Genomic DNA, 15,779 nt, shown 5'->3' with positions numbered 1-15,779 from the left:
TCCCATGCCGGCGGACGACAGTATCCTTATGATGCAAAAGGCGCTTCAACTCCTTGAAGAATCGGTGAAGACTGCGATGCAGCAACCGTCTGCCGGGAACGGACGACCGGTGCTTGAGCGTTTCAGCGCGCCGCTCGACGAGATTGACGCCACGCGCTGGCTCTCGGCACAGAGGCTTTTCCCGAAGCTGTTCTGGATGAACCGCGAAAAAAGCGAGTGGATTGCCGGCATCGGAGAAGCCGATCGCATCGAGATTTCCGAAACCGGCCCCAACGACCGGAGCTTCCTCGTGCTCGACGAGGCGATGAAGCAGAAAAACCCGCACGCGAGGTACTTCGGCGGCTTCTGCTTCAACAATCTCCAGAAGCAGAACAAGCTCTGGAGCGCCTTCAGCCCTGGCCTGTTCATCCTGCCGCTTGTCAGCATCGAACAGCGCGACGGCCAAACGGCTATGGCCTGCTCGCTGTGGCTGAAGCCCGGCGACAACCGGCAGCAAGCACTCGAAAATCTCTTGCTTGCCCTGTCAAAAGTATCAGCCGGAGAGCCGCCGGCGGCTGCCGCAATTCCCGAAATGACGCAGGTCTGCTACTGCCCCGACAAACCGCATTGGGTCGAGAGCTGCGAAACCATTCTGAGAAATTTCGATGAGGGGAAACTCGACAAGGTGATCCTCGCCCGGCAGACTGAACTCTCCTTTGCAGGCAAGGTGCCAGCCATCCGCTTTTTGCTCGACTACCCGTTCCCCGACAACTCGACCTACCGCTTTTACTTCGAGCCGGTCGAGGGCCACGCTTTCATCAGCTTCACGCCCGAACGGCTCTACCGCCGCGACGGCGACATGCTCGAAACCGAGGCGCTCGCGGGCACCATCACCAAAGAGGTGCTCAAGGCGGACGACAGCGCCGCTTCCGAGCTGCTGCTCGCTTCCGAAAAGGATGTTCGGGAGCACCGCTTCGTGAAGGACACGATTTACCGCGAACTGCAACCGGTGTGCAGCGATATAGACATGCAGGAGAAGGTCGGCGTACTTCAGCTCAACCGGCTCGCCCACCTCTACGCACGCTGCCGGGCGCGACTGAAGCCGGAGTTCCGCAACGACAGCACGGTGCTGCGCCAGCTCCATCCGACCCCGGCGGTCGGCGGCGTTCCGCGCGAGGAGGCGATGACGCTGATTCTGTCGGCTGAACCGTTCTGTCGCGGCTGGTACGCCGCGCCGGTAGGGTGGCTCAGTCAGGACGCTGCGGAGTTCGCCGTCGGCATCCGCTCGGCGCTCGTCAATGACGACCGCGTCTATCTCTACTCCGGCGCGGGTCTGGTCAAGGGTTCCGACCCCGAATCGGAGTGGGAGGAGGTCGATCAGAAGATCGGCGACATTCTGGCCATAATGCAGCAGACCACATGAATCATAAGCAGATTACGACCCTCTGGTGCGCAGTCATCGTCGAAGAACTGATCCGGCAGGAGGCCGGATTTTTCTGTATCTCCCCCGGCTCGCGTTCGACGCCGCTGACCCTCGCCGTAGCCTCGAATCCAAAGGCGAAGTTCCGGATGTTCCCCGACGAGCGCTCGGCGGCATTTTACGCACTCGGCTACGCCAGGGCGACTGGCAAGCCCGCCGTACTCGTCTGCACCTCCGGCACCGCCGTGGCCAACTACTTCCCCGCCGTCGTCGAAGCCTCGGCGGACTCGCAGCCGATGCTCGTGCTTTCGGCTGACCGCCCCTTCGAGCTGCTCGAAGCCGGCGCGAACCAGACCATCCGCCAGCAGGATATTTTCGGCAACTACACGCGCTGGAACCTCGAACTTCCCGAACCCGGCACTTCGACGCCGCTCGCTTCGCTGCTCTCGACGGTCGATCAGGCCGTCCGCAAAAGCCTCGGCTCCCCCGCTGGCCCGGTGCATCTGAACCTGCCGTTCCGCGAGCCGCTCGAACCCGAAGCGCCCGACCTCGACCATCCTTGGTCGGCGCCGCTCGAAGCGTGGCGGGCCTCCGGCGACCAGCCGTGGACGCGGTTCGCGCTGCCGCTGCACGAACCGGCGGCAAAAAGCATCGTGACTTTACGGAAGCTTCTGGCGCAAGCCGAGCGTCCGCTGCTGGTCGCCGGGAATCTCGACAATCCGGTGGATGGCGAGGCGGTGGCGGCGCTCGCCGACTCGCTCGGCGTGCCGCTCCTGGCCGATCTCACCTCTGGCATCCGGCTCTCGGCAAACTGCACGCCGTGGCAGCTCGCCCTCCAGAACAATGCTTTTACCGAGAGATTTCAGCCCGACGTGGTAATCCATTTCGGCGGCCCGCTCATCGGCAAGCAGCCCGCCACGGCGCTACGGAACCATCCACCGATGCACTACGTGGTTGTGCGCGAGCACCCCGGACGCTTCAGCCCCGACCACAACGTCACCCTGACCATCGAAGCCGCGCCCGCCTCGGTCGCCGAAGCGCTCGAAGCGGGCCGGGAGCCTCTGCCGAAGCACGATTGCAGAGACGCTTTTTCGGCAGCCTCCCGCGTGATCGACGAGATGACGTGCTCGCCGGACGAGCCGGTGAACGAAATCTCCGCGCCGCGCATCGTTTCGTCGCTTGTCGGCGGCGAGCACGCGCTCTTCGTCTCGAACAGTATGCCCGCGCGTGACATGGATCTGTACGCCGCGCCGATGGCGCACAAGCCGTTGCGTTGCGCGCTCAATCGCGGTGTCAGCGGCATCGACGGCATCATCTCGACCGCCGCCGGATTCTCGGCAGGCCTCGGCAAACCGGCGACGCTGCTCATCGGCGACATTTCGCTGCTGCACGACCTGAACGCCCTCTCGCTGCTCGGCAACGCCGCGAACCCGCTCATCGTCATTGTGCTGAACAACCACGGCGGCGGCATCTTCTCATTCCTGCCGATCGCCTCGCAAACTGACCGGCTCGACGAGTGCTTCGCCACGCCGCAGAACTTCAGCGTCGAACTGGCCGCCCGCACCTTCGGCCTCGACTACGCCTGCCCGCAGACGAACCGCGATTTCACGAAACTTTACACCGAAGCGCTCGAACGCAAGGAGAGCCTCGTCATCGAAATCAAAAGCGACCGCCAGGAAAATCTCCAGCTGCACCGCTCGCTCAAGGCGCAACTCGAAACGATTTTCGAGACAGCCAGTTGCTTCGGGAACTCCTGATTCCACGCTTCTGCAAACCGGATGATGCGCTGTACGCACGCCAAATCGCATCCCGATCTTGTAAAAACCCGGCCATCCGGATATATTAACGCTGTTACCAAACAAACAAAAACAGCTCACATGAAAAAAATCGTCTCCCTCGTCGTCGCTTTCCTTCTGGTTTCGACAAGCCTGCTCCAGGCTGCGTCGTTCGATGTCGGCGCACTGCCGAAAAGCAAGCAAACCACTGCCGGCAAATATCTTTCGGCCCAGGACGCTTATGAGATGGTCGTCAAAAATCCCGGCAAGGCACTCTTCGTCGATGTGCGCACTCCTGCCGAAATCGTGTATGTCGGCATCGCCGATCAGGTCAGTCTGAACATTCCTTACGAGCTTGACGACTTCTCGGCCTGGGACGACAAGAAAAACCACTACAAGATGAACGTCAACCCCGATTTCACCCGAAAGGTTGACGATGCCATGACCGCCAAAGGTCTGGGCAAATCCGATCCGGTCATCCTGATGTGCCGCTCCGGCGGACGCAGCGCCTCAGCCGCCGACCTGTTGACCAAAGCCGGTTACACCAACGTCTATTCGGTTTACGACGGCTTCGAGGGCGACAAAAACAAGGAGGGCCGCCGCGAAGTCAACGGGTGGCAAAACTCCGGCCTGCCCTGGAGCTACAAGCTCGACAAGCAGAAAGCATACCTGCCGAAGTAAGATTTTACGCCGCTCGCCGGAGGCGTCGCGCTGACGATGCCTCCGGAAAGGGCTGACTGGATATTACTCCGTCCACAATAAATCGCAATCATTCCTAAAAAAAGAAATTGGGCTAAAGCCCTGATTTATTATGTTTTATCCATAAACCCCGGACTGAAGTCCGGGGCAATTGTTTGACAATTTTAATGGCCGGATTAATAACTATCACCGGTCGCCATCCAGCAAAAACCTCCCCCGCAACAGCTCCCCGACCTCTTCCGGATTGACGATCTTCTCCTCCACCCGCCCTTCCGAAAAATTCCTGAAGCGCTCGCCGCTCAGCACCAGCTTGCCCGATGGATGCTGCAAGACGACGATCAGCCCCTGCGTGAAAATTGTATCGGGATGGGTCGCGTTGAGCCAGTTGGCTGGCTCGAAGTCCACAAACTCCTGCGGGCAGAGGTTGAACTCGTAGAGCTTTTTCCACTCGCCATCGACCTTCGACTGCAACTGGTAATCGCGCTCCGACGCCATCGTCAGACGGAAGGTGTCGAAATCCTGCTTCAACTCCCGGTCGAGCCAGCGGAGATCGATCGGCTCGCGGATGCCGAAACTCCCGAAGCCGAGGTCGCAGAGCCACTCCGCGCCATCGATGGCGGCGATGATCGCCACGTGGGTTTTCGGACGCCGGACGGCGTAGGTCATCGGACGCGCCGCCACCAGCCGGTACGGAATGCCGAGCGCTTCGAGCGCCATCGCGAAGAGGCCGTTCACCTCGTAGCAGTAGCCACCGCGCCTCCGCTCGACGATCTTGGCGCAGATCGCTTCGGGCGCGAGCGAGGGAACCTTGCCCGCCTGCACGTCGAGATTCTCGAACGGCACCGAAAAGAGCTGGCGGCGCATCAGGCGCTTCAGCGTGTCGAAATCGGGCGACGGATCGCCCTCGAAGCCGATACGGGCGAGATATGACTGAAGATCGAAGTTTGTGGCTTTCATCGAGAATCGCTGTTGAGCTTGTGGGTTTTGATTATGGCAGCCTGCCCTGTACTGTTCAGGCAGTGGTCAAGGTGGCGTACAGGTCTTCGATGGCTTTGGCCGGATGTACGCGACCGGTCGATCACGCTGATTCGAGCGTGTCGGAAATCCATTTATTCAGGCTTTTGCCGGACTTTACCGCCTTGACGAACACCTTGTGATGCAGCTCAGGACTCATCCGCAACACCAGTTTTCCTGAAAACGGTTTGTTCGGCTCCTCTCCCCGTTCACGGCAGAAATCGAGATAGTCATCAATCGACTCTCTGAACGCACGCTCGATCTCCTCGACCGTCGTCCCCTGAAACGTGATGACATCCCGGGTATCAAGCACCTCGCCATGAAAAATCCCGGCTTCGTCATCATACTCGACGCAGCCACTGTATCCCTTGTATTTCAGCATAGTTAACGCACTCCGGCTTCTTGCAGAAAACGTCTTATCGATTGTAATGCGCCTTTATCGGTCTCTTTCCGGGGATGTGGCCGGTGAAAAACCGCGCGGACGCCATTGAGAACAATCCGCACACGCGAGCCGCTTCCTTCTGTCAACTCGGCGCCAAGCGCCAGCAACAGCCTTTCAATGTCCGCCCATTCGATATCCGACCGTACCGGGTTCTGGAATATCTGGTCGAGAATCTTTTGGTGCCGATTGTTCATGATACCATTTTACGATACTAAACCCGTTTTTGCAACGACAAACCTGCACCACTCAGAAAAACTCCGGCCACGCCGCATCCGGCTTGTGACGCCAGACCCAGGCGATGTAGTCGGTCATGGGCGGATCGACGCCGAGTTCGCGCAGCCGTGCAGCGACCTGCCCGCGATGGTAGGCGCTGTGCTGCGGAACCTGCACGAGCGTTTCGGCAAGCGTGTGCGCGGCGACCTCGAAGCCGAGCTTTGCGGTCGCCGTCTTCGACCACGGCAGATTGACGACGCGCTCCAGCTCCGCCGGTGTCAGCGCTTCGAGAAAGCGCATCGATTCCTGATGGACGCCACGCGCGAACGCGCCGAGAGCGCGGAGATCGAGATCATCGGCCACTCGCGGATCGAGCGGACGAGCGAGCCAGACGTCAAGAAAAATCTTCTGCACCGCGTGCAAGTGCCGCAGCTTGTCGAGGATGCAGTCATCCGCCGCCGCCACCGGATTGCCGGAAATCGTGGAAAAAACCAGCGCATCCGCCCAGGCCATATGGCGGAACTGATCGAGAAGCAACGAAAGAGCGTCCATAAGGAATCGAATTTGATAACGTCTGTAAAGTGTTTTCAATGAATGCTTTGAGCGATCACAAATCCATGCCGGGCGGTATCAGTCGCCATCTTGCTCCATCTTTTTCAGCAGCGACATCAGGTTTCGCTTGGCTTTGTGGCGCGTACGCAGTTCGGCGATGAGCGCGCTCCACTCCTCCAGCCGATCCGTTTGCCGCCAGACCGAGCGCATCTTGCGCAAATAGCCCGTCGCCTCCTCATACGCGCTGGTCTTGACTTCGGCGATCAGGTTATCGACCGTGATCCGCCATATCTTCAGGGCGATATCCGGGTGGCTGGTTGCGACCGATTCGGCGACCTTTTCGCTGATGTCGCGCCCACACATTCCGGTCTGGCACAACTCTTTGAACAGGGCGACCGTGTCATCGCGCCGCGCTTCGAGGATGGCGATTTCGATCAGCACGGCGAGCTTCGGAAACGACCGGAGTCCCGTTTTGGCGGACGTCACCGCTGAGCCGACCTCCGGCTTCGGCAACGGCCATGCGCCGCCGGTTGCCGAACCATCGGGACGCCGCCCCGTTCGCAGATAACCGAGGGCCGCTTCGCGCACGGCTGGCCAGGCATCGATCTTTTCCGACGCTTCGCGCAACTCGCTGAACGCACCCACGGAGGGATACCTGAAAAAATCCTGCGCCCGGTACGCCGCCACGAGAGCCAGATTTCCCTCTTTTTCGGCCAGCTCCCGCAAGTGCCGCTGCAACATCGAGGCAATGCCCGGAGCCTGTTCGACCGTTTTGCCGTACCCCTCGATGCACCACGACCGGGCGCGTTCGACCACTCCGGCGGCAAGCAGATGCTCGACAAGCACATCATGATACAAGCAAGGATCCGCCTCTTTTTCCAGCAACGGGATCACTTTTTCCGCCTCCCCGCCGCGTCGGTAAACATCGATCAACTGATCGACCACGTGGCGGCGGCGATAGTGTTCATCCCGTCGGCCACCCGTGGAAACCGGCATGTTCGCCAACCGCGCTTCGAGCGCTGCGGCAAGCTCGCGCCAGTCCGCGACGGCGTAGCGCCTGCTGCCGATGAGCATGTCGGCCCCGGCGAGCAGGTCGAATTGATCTTCCCGCAAACGGTCATGGAGCCAGACGAGCTGGTCGAGCCGCGACAGCTTCGTGTCGGGCAACGCTTTCAGCACAACCTGCATACATCCGGCGATGCCGCTGGCAATCATTCCGTCGTCCTCGAAGCTTTCAAGCTGTCCACCGCATCGGCTCCACAGCTCCTCGCCCAGCCCGAAAACCGCGTCGGCGTGACCCCGGTCGAGCAGATTTTGCAAGCGCTGCTGAACGCCGGAGTAATCGGGCGAATCCTCGAAAAAGTCGCCGTAAACCGGCCAGGCGTCGATGGCCGTCAGGGCGAAAATCTCCTTGCGCAGGGCGTGGATGAGCTGGTCGATCTTGCCGGTCGCCAGTTGCTCCCGTTCGCCAAGCCACCGGGTGACTTCGGGAAAATTGCGCGTGACGTCGGCCATGATCTCCAGAAGCTCCTCCCGGCTTTTTCCGGCAAGCATCGACTCGACCGATGAGGCCGCCGACCCGCCGCGCTCGTCGCCGGGTTCGTCGTCATCGGTCTCGCCATCGAGATAATCCGCCAATTCGAGATACAGCTCGTCGTCCGGCTGGAGTACGGGAATCTCCTCGCCCCGCTTCGCCCGCGCGAGCGCCACGAGCAGCACCGCCACAACGTGCTTGCACGGGCCGCCGTGGTCGTACGGGCAGGTGCAGGCGAAATCGAACTCGCCCTTGCCGCCTCGCCTCACCGTCGTCACATACTCGTCGCTGCCAAAGACCCATGCCGCGAGCCGCCCGTCTTCGGTGCGCGAAAGTTCTGTAACGTCGTCAATGTAACTCTTGCCGCGAGCGTAGATGGTGCTCCCGGCCCAGTCGGCAATTTCCTTTTCGGTGAAACCGTTCAGCGAGGCGTGGATCGATGGCATGGCGTCAAGCGGGATAGGGTTGCCTGAGAGGAAACGACGCCGGAGCATGATCGAACGCCCCGGTGCTCCGAAAATCTGAAGATAACCGGGATGCGGTACAAGCCGAAAGTTTTCGGCAATGCGTCTTTTTGACCGGACGCGCTGGCTTTCGATGCGCCACTCACCGGCGCTTCTTCCGCTCCTTCGGCTGAGGCAACTCGCGCCCGGTCACGCGGATGAGGTTCGAGAGCCACTCGCGGTCGTCAAGTTCTTCGCCGACAAGGAGATACGGCTTCGCTCCCTGGTAGGGCGGCGCTTCGGCGAGCTGCCCGGCGATGGCGCGCCCGGCGGCGGTCGGCTTCACGAAGAGCCGGTTATCGCACACGAGCGCCACCACCTTGCCGTCGCAGTACACCGCATACTCGCCGAACATCTTGCGGAAGGTGATCGCGCCCGCGCCGCTCATCTGCTCGCACGCATATTCAACAAACGGCAGATCGGAGGACATGGGATGAATCGTTTCAGATTTGAAAGTCTGGATGCTCTCCGAAGCAGCAGATACCTGCGCGTTCGGCCTTGCAGAACACGCAGTCCGGCGGCCAGGCCGCGCAGAGTTCAAGATACTTTCCGCTCACCATCGAGGCGATGAAGCGATGGCGCGACTGCCGGTTGACGATCCTTTCAGCCTCCGCCGCCGTGACGATCTCCGCCTTTTCGACGCCCGCCATCGCCTCGGCAAGCTCGTCGAGAAACACCGTCTGCGTTACCGGCGACTCCGGATGCAGCGCCCGGCAAACGCGCTCGCCAACCGCGACGATCTCCGCCTGCCGGATCAGCTCTGCCACCTGTTCCGCCGTGATCCAAACGGGCCTGAACGCCACGACCTTCTCCCGGATACGCTCGAACGCAGGATCGCCAGCCGCCAATGCGGATCGGCTGTCGAGCACCATCTCGGCCTTTCTGATCCCCTCGACAATTTTGCCGGTACGATAGTCGTCTGTGGTGGACATAGCTAAAAGAAAAATACATTAAAAATACTTCGACCCGTATAATCCTCAAGGTTGAACGGAAGCGGTTTTCAGCACATCATCCAGTGACCGGGCGACAACGTAGCGGGCCGGAGTTTCGCCAACACCGATCGCCTTGAAGTGAGCCTTGCCGCACTCGATTTTCGCGCTCTCCTTGTCGCCAAAATCGTCGGTGAAAAGGCCGCTTTTGGTCTCGACGACAAAGTAAACCCGCTCCTCGCCATCCTGTTCGACAAGTACCGCCCAGTCGGGATTGTAGGTGTCGAGCGGCGTGGGAATCCTGAACCATCCCGGCAGCTTGGCATAGACCTTGACGGCCAGATTCTTCTCCAACTGATCGGCAAAGGTTGCTTCAACGCCGGAGTCACAGACCACCTGTTCATAGACCGATTTCTGAACCGGAATAAGGTTCTTCAGATAACCGGTCAGCTCTTTTTCTTTAAAAAGCTCCTGGGCATAAAAATGTTCGTCGCCAAGCCGGTGATACTTTATGCCATCCACAATGGCGAGGCGCTTGCATCGATTGATAGCTTCGGCGGCAAGCTCGATGAACTGTTGCGGGTTGCGCTTGAAATCGTTGAGCCGCCCGGAGGCCGTCAAAATACGATGGATGGTTCGACGGGTAAGCCGGGTGCGATCCTGCAAATCCGTCAGCAGGTCAGGCAGCTCGATATTGTTTTCATCGAGCACGACCGTTGCGGCTCCGCTTCGTTCGGTTGCTTCGACGCCTGATTTGCCAATAACAATATCCGCCTTGTGCCACTGCATTTGGGTCTTCGAAATTGGCGGAGCCTGCTGTAATGCCTTGATGCAGCTCTCCACCAGCTTTTCATTGTCGAACTGCAAGCGATAGGTTGTTTTGTGCTTGATTCGCTCCCAAAGCTCTTTGAACTCCGGGCTGTGCAGTACGGCCTGCCGGGTGAGTACCTGTCTCCGCTCATCGGCGTTCCTGATTTCGAGCCGTCCGGCGAGCTTTTTCAGCACCGCAGTAATCTGATCGAGCTGTGCCGTCAATGGTTCTGGCACAACCAGAGTTCCCTCCTTGAGCGCTCGCTTCAGCGACTCCTGCACCTTGCCGTTGCTGTCGATATAGTTCTGCTCTTTCAGATGCTCCCACAACACCTTCGACTGCTCGAATCCAAGGGGAACCGGCTCACCTTCAGCAGTGGTAACTGAAATAGCTGCGAACTGGTGCTCCTCCACAATCCCAAAGCGGATACCGGTCTCCTGCTCAATCTCTTTCTGAAGGTTCTCGGCAAACTGCTCATAACTCTCGGTTGCAATGACCGTGAGGGTGTTGACCGCAAATCCGCGCAGGCGCTGGCCCTGCTGGTTGACGCAAAGGCGCAGGCCACGGCCTATCGTCTGGCGGCGTTCGCGCTCGGTTCCCATTTCACGCAACGCGCAAATCTGGAACACGTTGGGGTTGTCCCACCCCTCCTTGAGCGCCGAGTGGGAAAAGATGAATTTGAGTGGTGTATCCAGAGAGAGCAGCTTTTCTTTCTCCTTCATAATCAGGCTGTAGGCCCGTTCAGCGCTTTCCCGGTTCCCCTGGTTGTTCTCCGCGGTATTGCTCCAGCCGCCTTTTTTGTCTATCGAGAAATAGCCGTTATGCACCTGTTCGGCGGCATGAGTCAGGTCAACTTCGCCGAAAAGCGTCTGGTAATCGGGCAGCCGTGCCGCCCGGCGGTACTCCTCCTCGAAAATGCGGGCATACTCGCCCTTCACCGGGTTACCGGCAGCGTCGTACGAGCGGTATCTGGCGACCTCATCGATAAAAAACAGCGACAGCACCTTGATGCCCTGGGGGCGCAGGCGCAGCTCTTTGTCGAGGTGCTCCCTGATGGTGCGGCGAATCATCTGGCGCTGCACGGCAAGAATATCGACGTCACCGTAAGCTTCACCGGGTTTCAGGAACTGCTCGCCACCGGGGAAGCGCAACTCCATAAACTCCCTGCCCTTTTCGACGCGGATTTCACCGACGGCGCAATCGGCATAGATCGCCCGGCCTGTTACCATTTCGAGATTATCGCCATCCTGCACGGCCAGCTCCTTTCGCTTGACGCCGGAGGCCGTCAGCTTGTCCAGCTCAACGAGCGCGGAAATCGTGCCTCGCTTGTTCTCGACCTTCAGGAGACGAACGTAGGGTTTGTTGAACGCCGCTTCCACCGTTGCGGCGGCCACCTCGATCTGCTTGACCAGCCCCTTGTCGTGCGCATCAACCGCATCGAGACGATAGACCATCTGGTGCTTGTCCACATGCGTAGCCGAGTAACGCAGGGTACAGAGCGGGTTCATGGCATCGAGCGCACTCTTTCCCGCTCCCGACAGACCGCCATCGACGCTTTGCGGTTCGTCCACAACAAGAATTGGGCGGGTCGATTTGATCAGGTCAATCGGCTTCTCGCCTCCGGTTTTTTCACTCTCCTTGTAGAGGTTGTTGACCTCCTTTTTGTTGATGGCGCCAACCGTCACCACCATGATCTGAATCTGCGAACTGGTGGCAAAATTGCGAACAGGCCCCGGTTTTGAAGAGTCATAAAGGAAATAGTCGAACGGAACTCCGGCATAGAGACCCTTGAAGTGCTCCTCGGTAATCTGAAGGGTTTTATACACGCCCTCCTTGATCGCCACCGACGGAACGACTATCACGAACTTGGTAAAACCGTAGCGCTTGTTGAGTTCAAAAATGGTGCGCAGATAAACATAGGTCTTGCCCGTTCCGGTCTCCATCTCTACGGTAAAGTCACCGGAGGCGAGACTGCCAGATGGCGGCAGGCCGTTGCGGAGCTGAATGTCGTGCAGGCTTTTGAGCAGCTCATCGTCGAGCAAGGTCAGCCGGTTGCCAATACCGAGGTCACTCTCCATGCCAGGAATCTGCATGGCTTTCGTCGTCGGCATGGTCACGGTGAATTCCGTGCGGCAAATCTCCTGGCCGCGAAAGAGGTCGCAAACCGCTTCAACCGCCTGAAGCTGATAGTCGAGGTTGGGTTCAAAGTGCAGCTTCATGCTTTATCCTCCATGGCCTGCGCGGCCTCGATGGCATCGCGTTCACGCTCGATCTCCGCGCGAAGCTCCTCTTCCGACGGCAGCACCAGCCTGTACCTGGTCGCAAACAGTTGTGCGCTCTCATGCAGAACGGAGTAGCGAACGACGGAGTGATCCTTATGCTCACAGAGCAGAATACCGACCGTCGGGTTGTCGCCTTCGCCACGTTTAAGGTCGTCGTACATACGCACATACATGTCCATCTGCCCGATGTCCTGATGCGTGAGCTTGCCGGTCTTCAGGTCGATCAGCACGAAGCACTTGAGCAGATAGTTGTAAAACACAAGATCGATGTAAAAGTCCTGCGTCTCAGTGCTGATGCGTTGCTGACGGGCGACGAAAGCGAACCCCTTGCCCAGTTCAAGCAGAAACGCCTGAAGCTTGTCCATCAGCGCCTGCTCCAGCTTCGACTCCAGCAGCTTGCCCGTGCCGGGCAGCCCCAGGAATTCGAGCATCACGGGGTCGCGCACGAACTCCCGCGGTGTTTGTTGCAGTGCTGAGATGTTGGCGTCGGCCTCGGCAGCCACGCCGGCTTTGTCGCCGCTGAGCAGCAATCGCTCATAGTACAACGTGCCAATCTGCCGATCCAGCGCGCGGGCGCTCCAGTTCTGCGAGGCGGCTTCGTGTACGTACCACTCACGGGCCTCCTTGTTGCTGACTCGCAGCAGCGCCCGATAGTGCGTCCAGCTCAATTCGGTACGCACTGAGTGCCAAATCGGGAATACCTGATAAAACGCACGCATGTTGCGCAGGTTACGATCATCGAACCCCTTGCCAAATTCACGGGTCAGCGATTCCGCCAGTCGTGGCAGCAGCTTTTTGCCGTATGCCGCACGGGCCTGGCCACCCTGCTCGAACTCGACGATATGGCGGCCAATCTCCCAGCAGGTTTGCACCTGCACCCTGTCCACGGCTCGCAAAGCCTGTTGCCGACCTTGCTGAATCAGTTCCCGCAAGGCATTCAACAAGCCCGATAAGGGCGGCGTGTTCGGTATCAGATTTGCCATTGGTTCACCTCACAGGCTCCGGATAATTTCAAGGCCGTGCTGCTGGAGAATGGCGGCAAGGTTCGTTTTGGCAACGTCATCGGCAAAGGCGCTGTCGCGGAACACGCAGGTGGTGTCACGCGCAGGCGCAAGCTCGCCGTGCCAGGCTACGATGCCTTGCGCCAGAGGCTCGACCTCTTCACGAGTGACAAGCGTGGCAAGGCAGACAAGCAGCACGCCACCGCCGACGGAGTGAACCGCTTTACCTGCAAATGTCCTTTTCTCGACAGGAACACAGAGGTCAAGACCGAGTTTGAGCAGCAGCTCATAGAGAATATCCGCCTCGCTGCGATCCGCCTTCAGGTGTTCGATGGAGTTGAAAAGCGATGCTTCGAGATCGTGAGGGTCCGGCTCCCAGGTGCGGATGTTGCTTGAATCCAGCTTGAAGACGCGGAAACCGAGGTCGCCATGAAAGCGTGGATTCTCCTCTTTGATCTTTTTCGCAGCACGACGAAGACGCTCTTTGGTGATTTCGGCGATGGTTCGCGGTTTGCCATGTTGATCACAAAAATTGGCAGCAACTTTCTGGTCTTTGTTCTCTGGATCAAGTGGTTCTGGAAGCTGGACGAGAATATATCGGCGAGTACCTCCATCGATAGCGTTCTGCGCCATCACTGCATGACCTGTTGTGCCGGAACCAGCAAAAAAATCGAGATAAATACCTTCTTTGGACTTATCACCATTAAAAATGAGCGCCACAAAGTATTTCAGAAGCGCCATAGGTTTCGGAAATGAAAATATTTTTTCTGGAAATAGTGTCGCGATATCTCGAGTACCTTCCTGGTTGAACGGTCCATTCATGATGGATAACGGCTTTCCTAAACGTTCTATCCCATTTTCATCGCGAAGATACTGCTTGGTTCTAACGCTAAACTTACCCTCAGACTCATTGATTACTATCTCATTATTTTTGTATGCTTCTTCAAACCTTTCTTTTGCCCAAACCCATTGTTTTTCAGGCCAGATTTCTTGACCATTATAAAAGATTGGATAAACCAGATTAGGACGAGGATCTTTGCTTGTCGTTGCTAATGGCTGCGTTAAATACCCTCCTCTATATTCAAATTTTTCATCCTGGAGACGGTAAGCCGCTCGCTGCTCATCATCAAGTGGTGCCGATATATCCTGAATTGGCTCCTTTGAATAAACAATTATATACTCATGAACATTTGCGAACCCCTTTGTGAGAGCACCGGAGCCGTACTTATTTTTCCAAACAATTCGCTCGACAAAGTTCTCGAAACCGAAAATATCATCACAAATATTTTTTAAGTTGTCAGCCTCCATCTCGTCTGAAGAAACCAGAATCACTCCGTCATCCCGCAACAAATTCCTTGCCAGCTTCAATCTCGGATACATCATGTTCAGCCAGTCGGTGTGAAAGCGTCCGCTGGCTTCGGTGTTGCTGCTGATCTTCCGACCTCCCTCAACCTGGCCGGTGAGTTCGAGGTAGTTTTCGATGTTGTCCCGAAAGTTGTCGGGATAGACGAAATCCTTGCCGGTGTTGTATGGCGGGTCGATGTAAATAAGCTTCACCTTGCCGGAGTAGCTCTTCTGCAACAGCTTGAGCACTTCGAGGTTGTCGCCCTCGATCATCAGATGCTGCGTACTGTCCCACTCGACGCTCTCCTCCGGGCAGGGACGCAGGGTTCCGGTTGACGGGGTAAGCGCAAGCTGACGGGCTTTCCGCTTGCCGTGCCAGTTGAGGCCGTACTTCTCCTCCCGCTCCTCCACCGTGCCGCCGAGAAGCTGGCGGAGCACCTCGAAATCGATTTTGCCTTCGGTGAACGCTTCAGGAAAAAGGCTCTTCAACTGCTCGATATTGCCCGCCAGCAAATCGGCTGATCGGGCTTCGGGATCATCTGCGGTGAACAACTTGATGGGCGACTCTTCGTGTCCGGTCATAATTGTTGTTTTACTGTTGCCGGCTGCGCTTCAACCCGCCTTGGTTCCGGGTTCAGCTCAACCTGCCGGGGAATCTGCTTCTCTTTTGCCGCGCACGGCGCAGAGGGACGAACTCGCCATGCAGCCCGCACGGGCGTCGATCATGAAAATGCCTTTAATATACCCAAACCAGACAAGGTTGCGCCGCATTTCAGCTCCACCATTGCTCCGAAAATACGTCATGCCCCCGCGCAAGGCGTCGCAGCTCTGCCAGAGGGTGGAATAGAGATCGGATTTCCTGAGAGCCATTCGTTTTTTTGATACTTCTGATGTTGCAGTGCAGCTCATCGAGCCGGAGGGGGGTGATGAACCCGCCAAGGCATTCAATTTCCACTATTAGCACATAAGTCGCAAACGCATAGTGAACGGCTCGCTGGCTATATTGCTCGCACAGCCACATCGACAACGAACGCTTGATTCACCATGACAACCATCCCCCTCCACCTCGCCACCGTCGGCGATCCGGCGTTGCCGAAGATCGTGTTTCTGCACGGATTTCTCGGATCGGGAAGCGACTGGCTGCCGTTCGCCCGCAAACTCGACGGACGCTTTTGCAGCGTCTTGGTCGATCTGCCGGGGCATGGCGAAGCGGCGATTCCGGCGGACGGAGAGGCGGACGGATTTTTCATGCGCACGGTCGAGGCGCTGGCGGGCGAAGTT

At 58.2% G+C, this 15,779-nt stretch carries 15 protein-coding genes; 4 read left to right on the top strand and 11 right to left on the bottom strand.

Going from position 1 to position 15,779, the window contains the following annotated elements:
- The first annotated feature begins 76 nt into the window (after positions 1-76).
- From EST62_RS10125 to EST62_RS10115, 3 genes are all read left to right on the top strand, one after another.
- Positions 77-1,402: an isochorismate synthase gene (locus EST62_RS10125; protein ID WP_245153591.1), complete on the top strand. Its 1,326-nt coding sequence runs from the start codon at positions 77-79 to the stop codon at positions 1,400-1,402.
- Positions 1,399-3,156 (top strand): 2-succinyl-5-enolpyruvyl-6-hydroxy-3-cyclohexene-1-carboxylic-acid synthase, encoded by a 1,758-nt coding sequence (gene menD, locus EST62_RS10120; protein ID WP_167599299.1) that lies wholly within the window; start codon positions 1,399-1,401, stop codon positions 3,154-3,156. Before EST62_RS10125 ends, menD begins: the two co-directional genes overlap by 4 nt.
- 120 nt (positions 3,157-3,276) lie before the next feature.
- Entirely contained in the window at positions 3,277-3,855 is a 579-nt protein-coding gene (locus EST62_RS10115; RefSeq protein WP_129051961.1) for a rhodanese-like domain-containing protein, read from the top strand.
- A 204-nt stretch (positions 3,856-4,059) separates the two neighbouring features.
- Here EST62_RS10115 and EST62_RS10110 read toward each other — a convergent pair whose 3' ends face one another.
- From EST62_RS10110 to EST62_RS13675, 11 genes are all read right to left on the bottom strand, one after another.
- Positions 4,060-4,830: an arylamine N-acetyltransferase gene (locus tag EST62_RS10110; RefSeq protein ID WP_129051960.1), complete on the bottom strand. Its 771-nt coding sequence runs from the start codon at positions 4,828-4,830 to the stop codon at positions 4,060-4,062.
- Positions 4,831-4,951: 121 nt separating this feature from the next.
- Positions 4,952-5,269, bottom strand: a complete 318-nt coding sequence (locus EST62_RS10105; RefSeq protein ID WP_209019434.1) for a type II toxin-antitoxin system HicB family antitoxin — start codon at positions 5,267-5,269, stop codon at positions 4,952-4,954.
- Positions 5,270-5,271: 2 nt separating this feature from the next.
- The gene (locus EST62_RS10100; RefSeq protein WP_129051959.1) at positions 5,272-5,523 is read right to left on the bottom strand and encodes a type II toxin-antitoxin system HicA family toxin; all 252 of its coding nucleotides are present in this window, start codon (positions 5,521-5,523) and stop codon (positions 5,272-5,274) included.
- 52 nt (positions 5,524-5,575) lie between these two features.
- Positions 5,576-6,094, bottom strand: a complete 519-nt coding sequence (locus EST62_RS10095; RefSeq protein ID WP_129051958.1) for a DinB family protein — start codon at positions 6,092-6,094, stop codon at positions 5,576-5,578.
- Between the two features lie 78 nt (positions 6,095-6,172).
- Entirely contained in the window at positions 6,173-8,122 is a 1,950-nt protein-coding gene (locus EST62_RS10090; protein ID WP_129051957.1) for an SWIM zinc finger domain-containing protein, read from the bottom strand.
- Between the two features lie 112 nt (positions 8,123-8,234).
- Positions 8,235-8,561 (bottom strand): TfoX/Sxy family protein, encoded by a 327-nt coding sequence (locus tag EST62_RS10085; protein WP_129051956.1) that lies wholly within the window; start codon positions 8,559-8,561, stop codon positions 8,235-8,237.
- 13 nt (positions 8,562-8,574) lie between these two features.
- The gene (locus tag EST62_RS13520) at positions 8,575-9,063 is read right to left on the bottom strand and encodes a hypothetical protein (protein ID WP_167599298.1); all 489 of its coding nucleotides are present in this window, start codon (positions 9,061-9,063) and stop codon (positions 8,575-8,577) included.
- A 45-nt stretch (positions 9,064-9,108) separates the two neighbouring features.
- Entirely contained in the window at positions 9,109-12,090 is a 2,982-nt protein-coding gene (locus EST62_RS10075; protein WP_129051955.1) for a type III restriction-modification system endonuclease, read from the bottom strand.
- The gene (locus tag EST62_RS10070; protein WP_129051954.1) at positions 12,087-13,136 is read right to left on the bottom strand and encodes a YhcG family protein; all 1,050 of its coding nucleotides are present in this window, start codon (positions 13,134-13,136) and stop codon (positions 12,087-12,089) included. Before EST62_RS10070 ends, EST62_RS10075 begins: the two co-directional genes overlap by 4 nt.
- Positions 13,137-13,145: 9 nt before the next feature.
- Positions 13,146-15,080, bottom strand: coding sequence for a site-specific DNA-methyltransferase (locus tag EST62_RS10065; RefSeq protein ID WP_209019433.1), 1,935 nt, complete (start codon positions 15,078-15,080; stop codon positions 13,146-13,148).
- Between the two features lie 57 nt (positions 15,081-15,137).
- Positions 15,138-15,407 (bottom strand): hypothetical protein, encoded by a 270-nt coding sequence (locus tag EST62_RS13675; RefSeq protein WP_209019432.1) that lies wholly within the window; start codon positions 15,405-15,407, stop codon positions 15,138-15,140.
- Between the two features lie 135 nt (positions 15,408-15,542).
- Between EST62_RS13675 and EST62_RS10055 the strand changes: the two genes are divergently transcribed.
- The coding region (locus EST62_RS10055; RefSeq protein WP_129051953.1) for an alpha/beta fold hydrolase at positions 15,543-15,779 on the top strand (237 nt) is incomplete at its 3' end.

It is taken from the genome of Chlorobaculum sp. 24CR (assembly GCF_004118635.1).
Lineage (GTDB): Bacteria > Bacteroidota > Chlorobiia > Chlorobiales > Chlorobiaceae > Chlorobaculum.
The sequence above is the reverse complement of the archived record's forward strand: the minus strand, read 5'-3'. Positions and strand labels throughout refer to the sequence as shown.

What these genes read in the sequence shown, in the direction of transcription:
- EST62_RS10085 (WP_129051956.1), bottom strand. Translation starts at nt 8,561, where the DNA reads ATGTCCTCCGATCTGCCGTTTGTTGAATATGCGTGCGAGCAGATGAGC.
- EST62_RS13675 (WP_209019432.1), bottom strand. Translation starts at nt 15,407, where the DNA reads ATGAGCTGCACTGCAACATCAGAAGTATCAAAAAAACGAATGGCTCTC.
- EST62_RS10095 (WP_129051958.1), bottom strand. Translation starts at nt 6,094, where the DNA reads ATGGACGCTCTTTCGTTGCTTCTCGATCAGTTCCGCCATATGGCCTGG.
- EST62_RS10105 (WP_209019434.1), bottom strand. Translation starts at nt 5,269, where the DNA reads ATGCTGAAATACAAGGGATACAGTGGCTGCGTCGAGTATGATGACGAA.
- EST62_RS10075 (WP_129051955.1), bottom strand. Translation starts at nt 12,090, where the DNA reads ATGAAGCTGCACTTTGAACCCAACCTCGACTATCAGCTTCAGGCGGTT.
- EST62_RS10125 (WP_245153591.1), top strand. Translation starts at nt 77, where the DNA reads ATGCAGCAACCGTCTGCCGGGAACGGACGACCGGTGCTTGAGCGTTTC.
- EST62_RS10115 (WP_129051961.1), top strand. Translation starts at nt 3,277, where the DNA reads ATGAAAAAAATCGTCTCCCTCGTCGTCGCTTTCCTTCTGGTTTCGACA.
- menD (WP_167599299.1), top strand. Translation starts at nt 1,399, where the DNA reads ATGAATCATAAGCAGATTACGACCCTCTGGTGCGCAGTCATCGTCGAA.
- EST62_RS10065 (WP_209019433.1), bottom strand. Translation starts at nt 15,080, where the DNA reads ATGACCGGACACGAAGAGTCGCCCATCAAGTTGTTCACCGCAGATGAT.
- EST62_RS10070 (WP_129051954.1), bottom strand. Translation starts at nt 13,136, where the DNA reads ATGGCAAATCTGATACCGAACACGCCGCCCTTATCGGGCTTGTTGAAT.
- EST62_RS10100 (WP_129051959.1), bottom strand. Translation starts at nt 5,523, where the DNA reads ATGAACAATCGGCACCAAAAGATTCTCGACCAGATATTCCAGAACCCG.
- EST62_RS13520 (WP_167599298.1), bottom strand. Translation starts at nt 9,063, where the DNA reads ATGTCCACCACAGACGACTATCGTACCGGCAAAATTGTCGAGGGGATC.
- EST62_RS10110 (WP_129051960.1), bottom strand. Translation starts at nt 4,830, where the DNA reads ATGAAAGCCACAAACTTCGATCTTCAGTCATATCTCGCCCGTATCGGC.
- EST62_RS10090 (WP_129051957.1), bottom strand. Translation starts at nt 8,122, where the DNA reads ATGCTCCGGCGTCGTTTCCTCTCAGGCAACCCTATCCCGCTTGACGCC.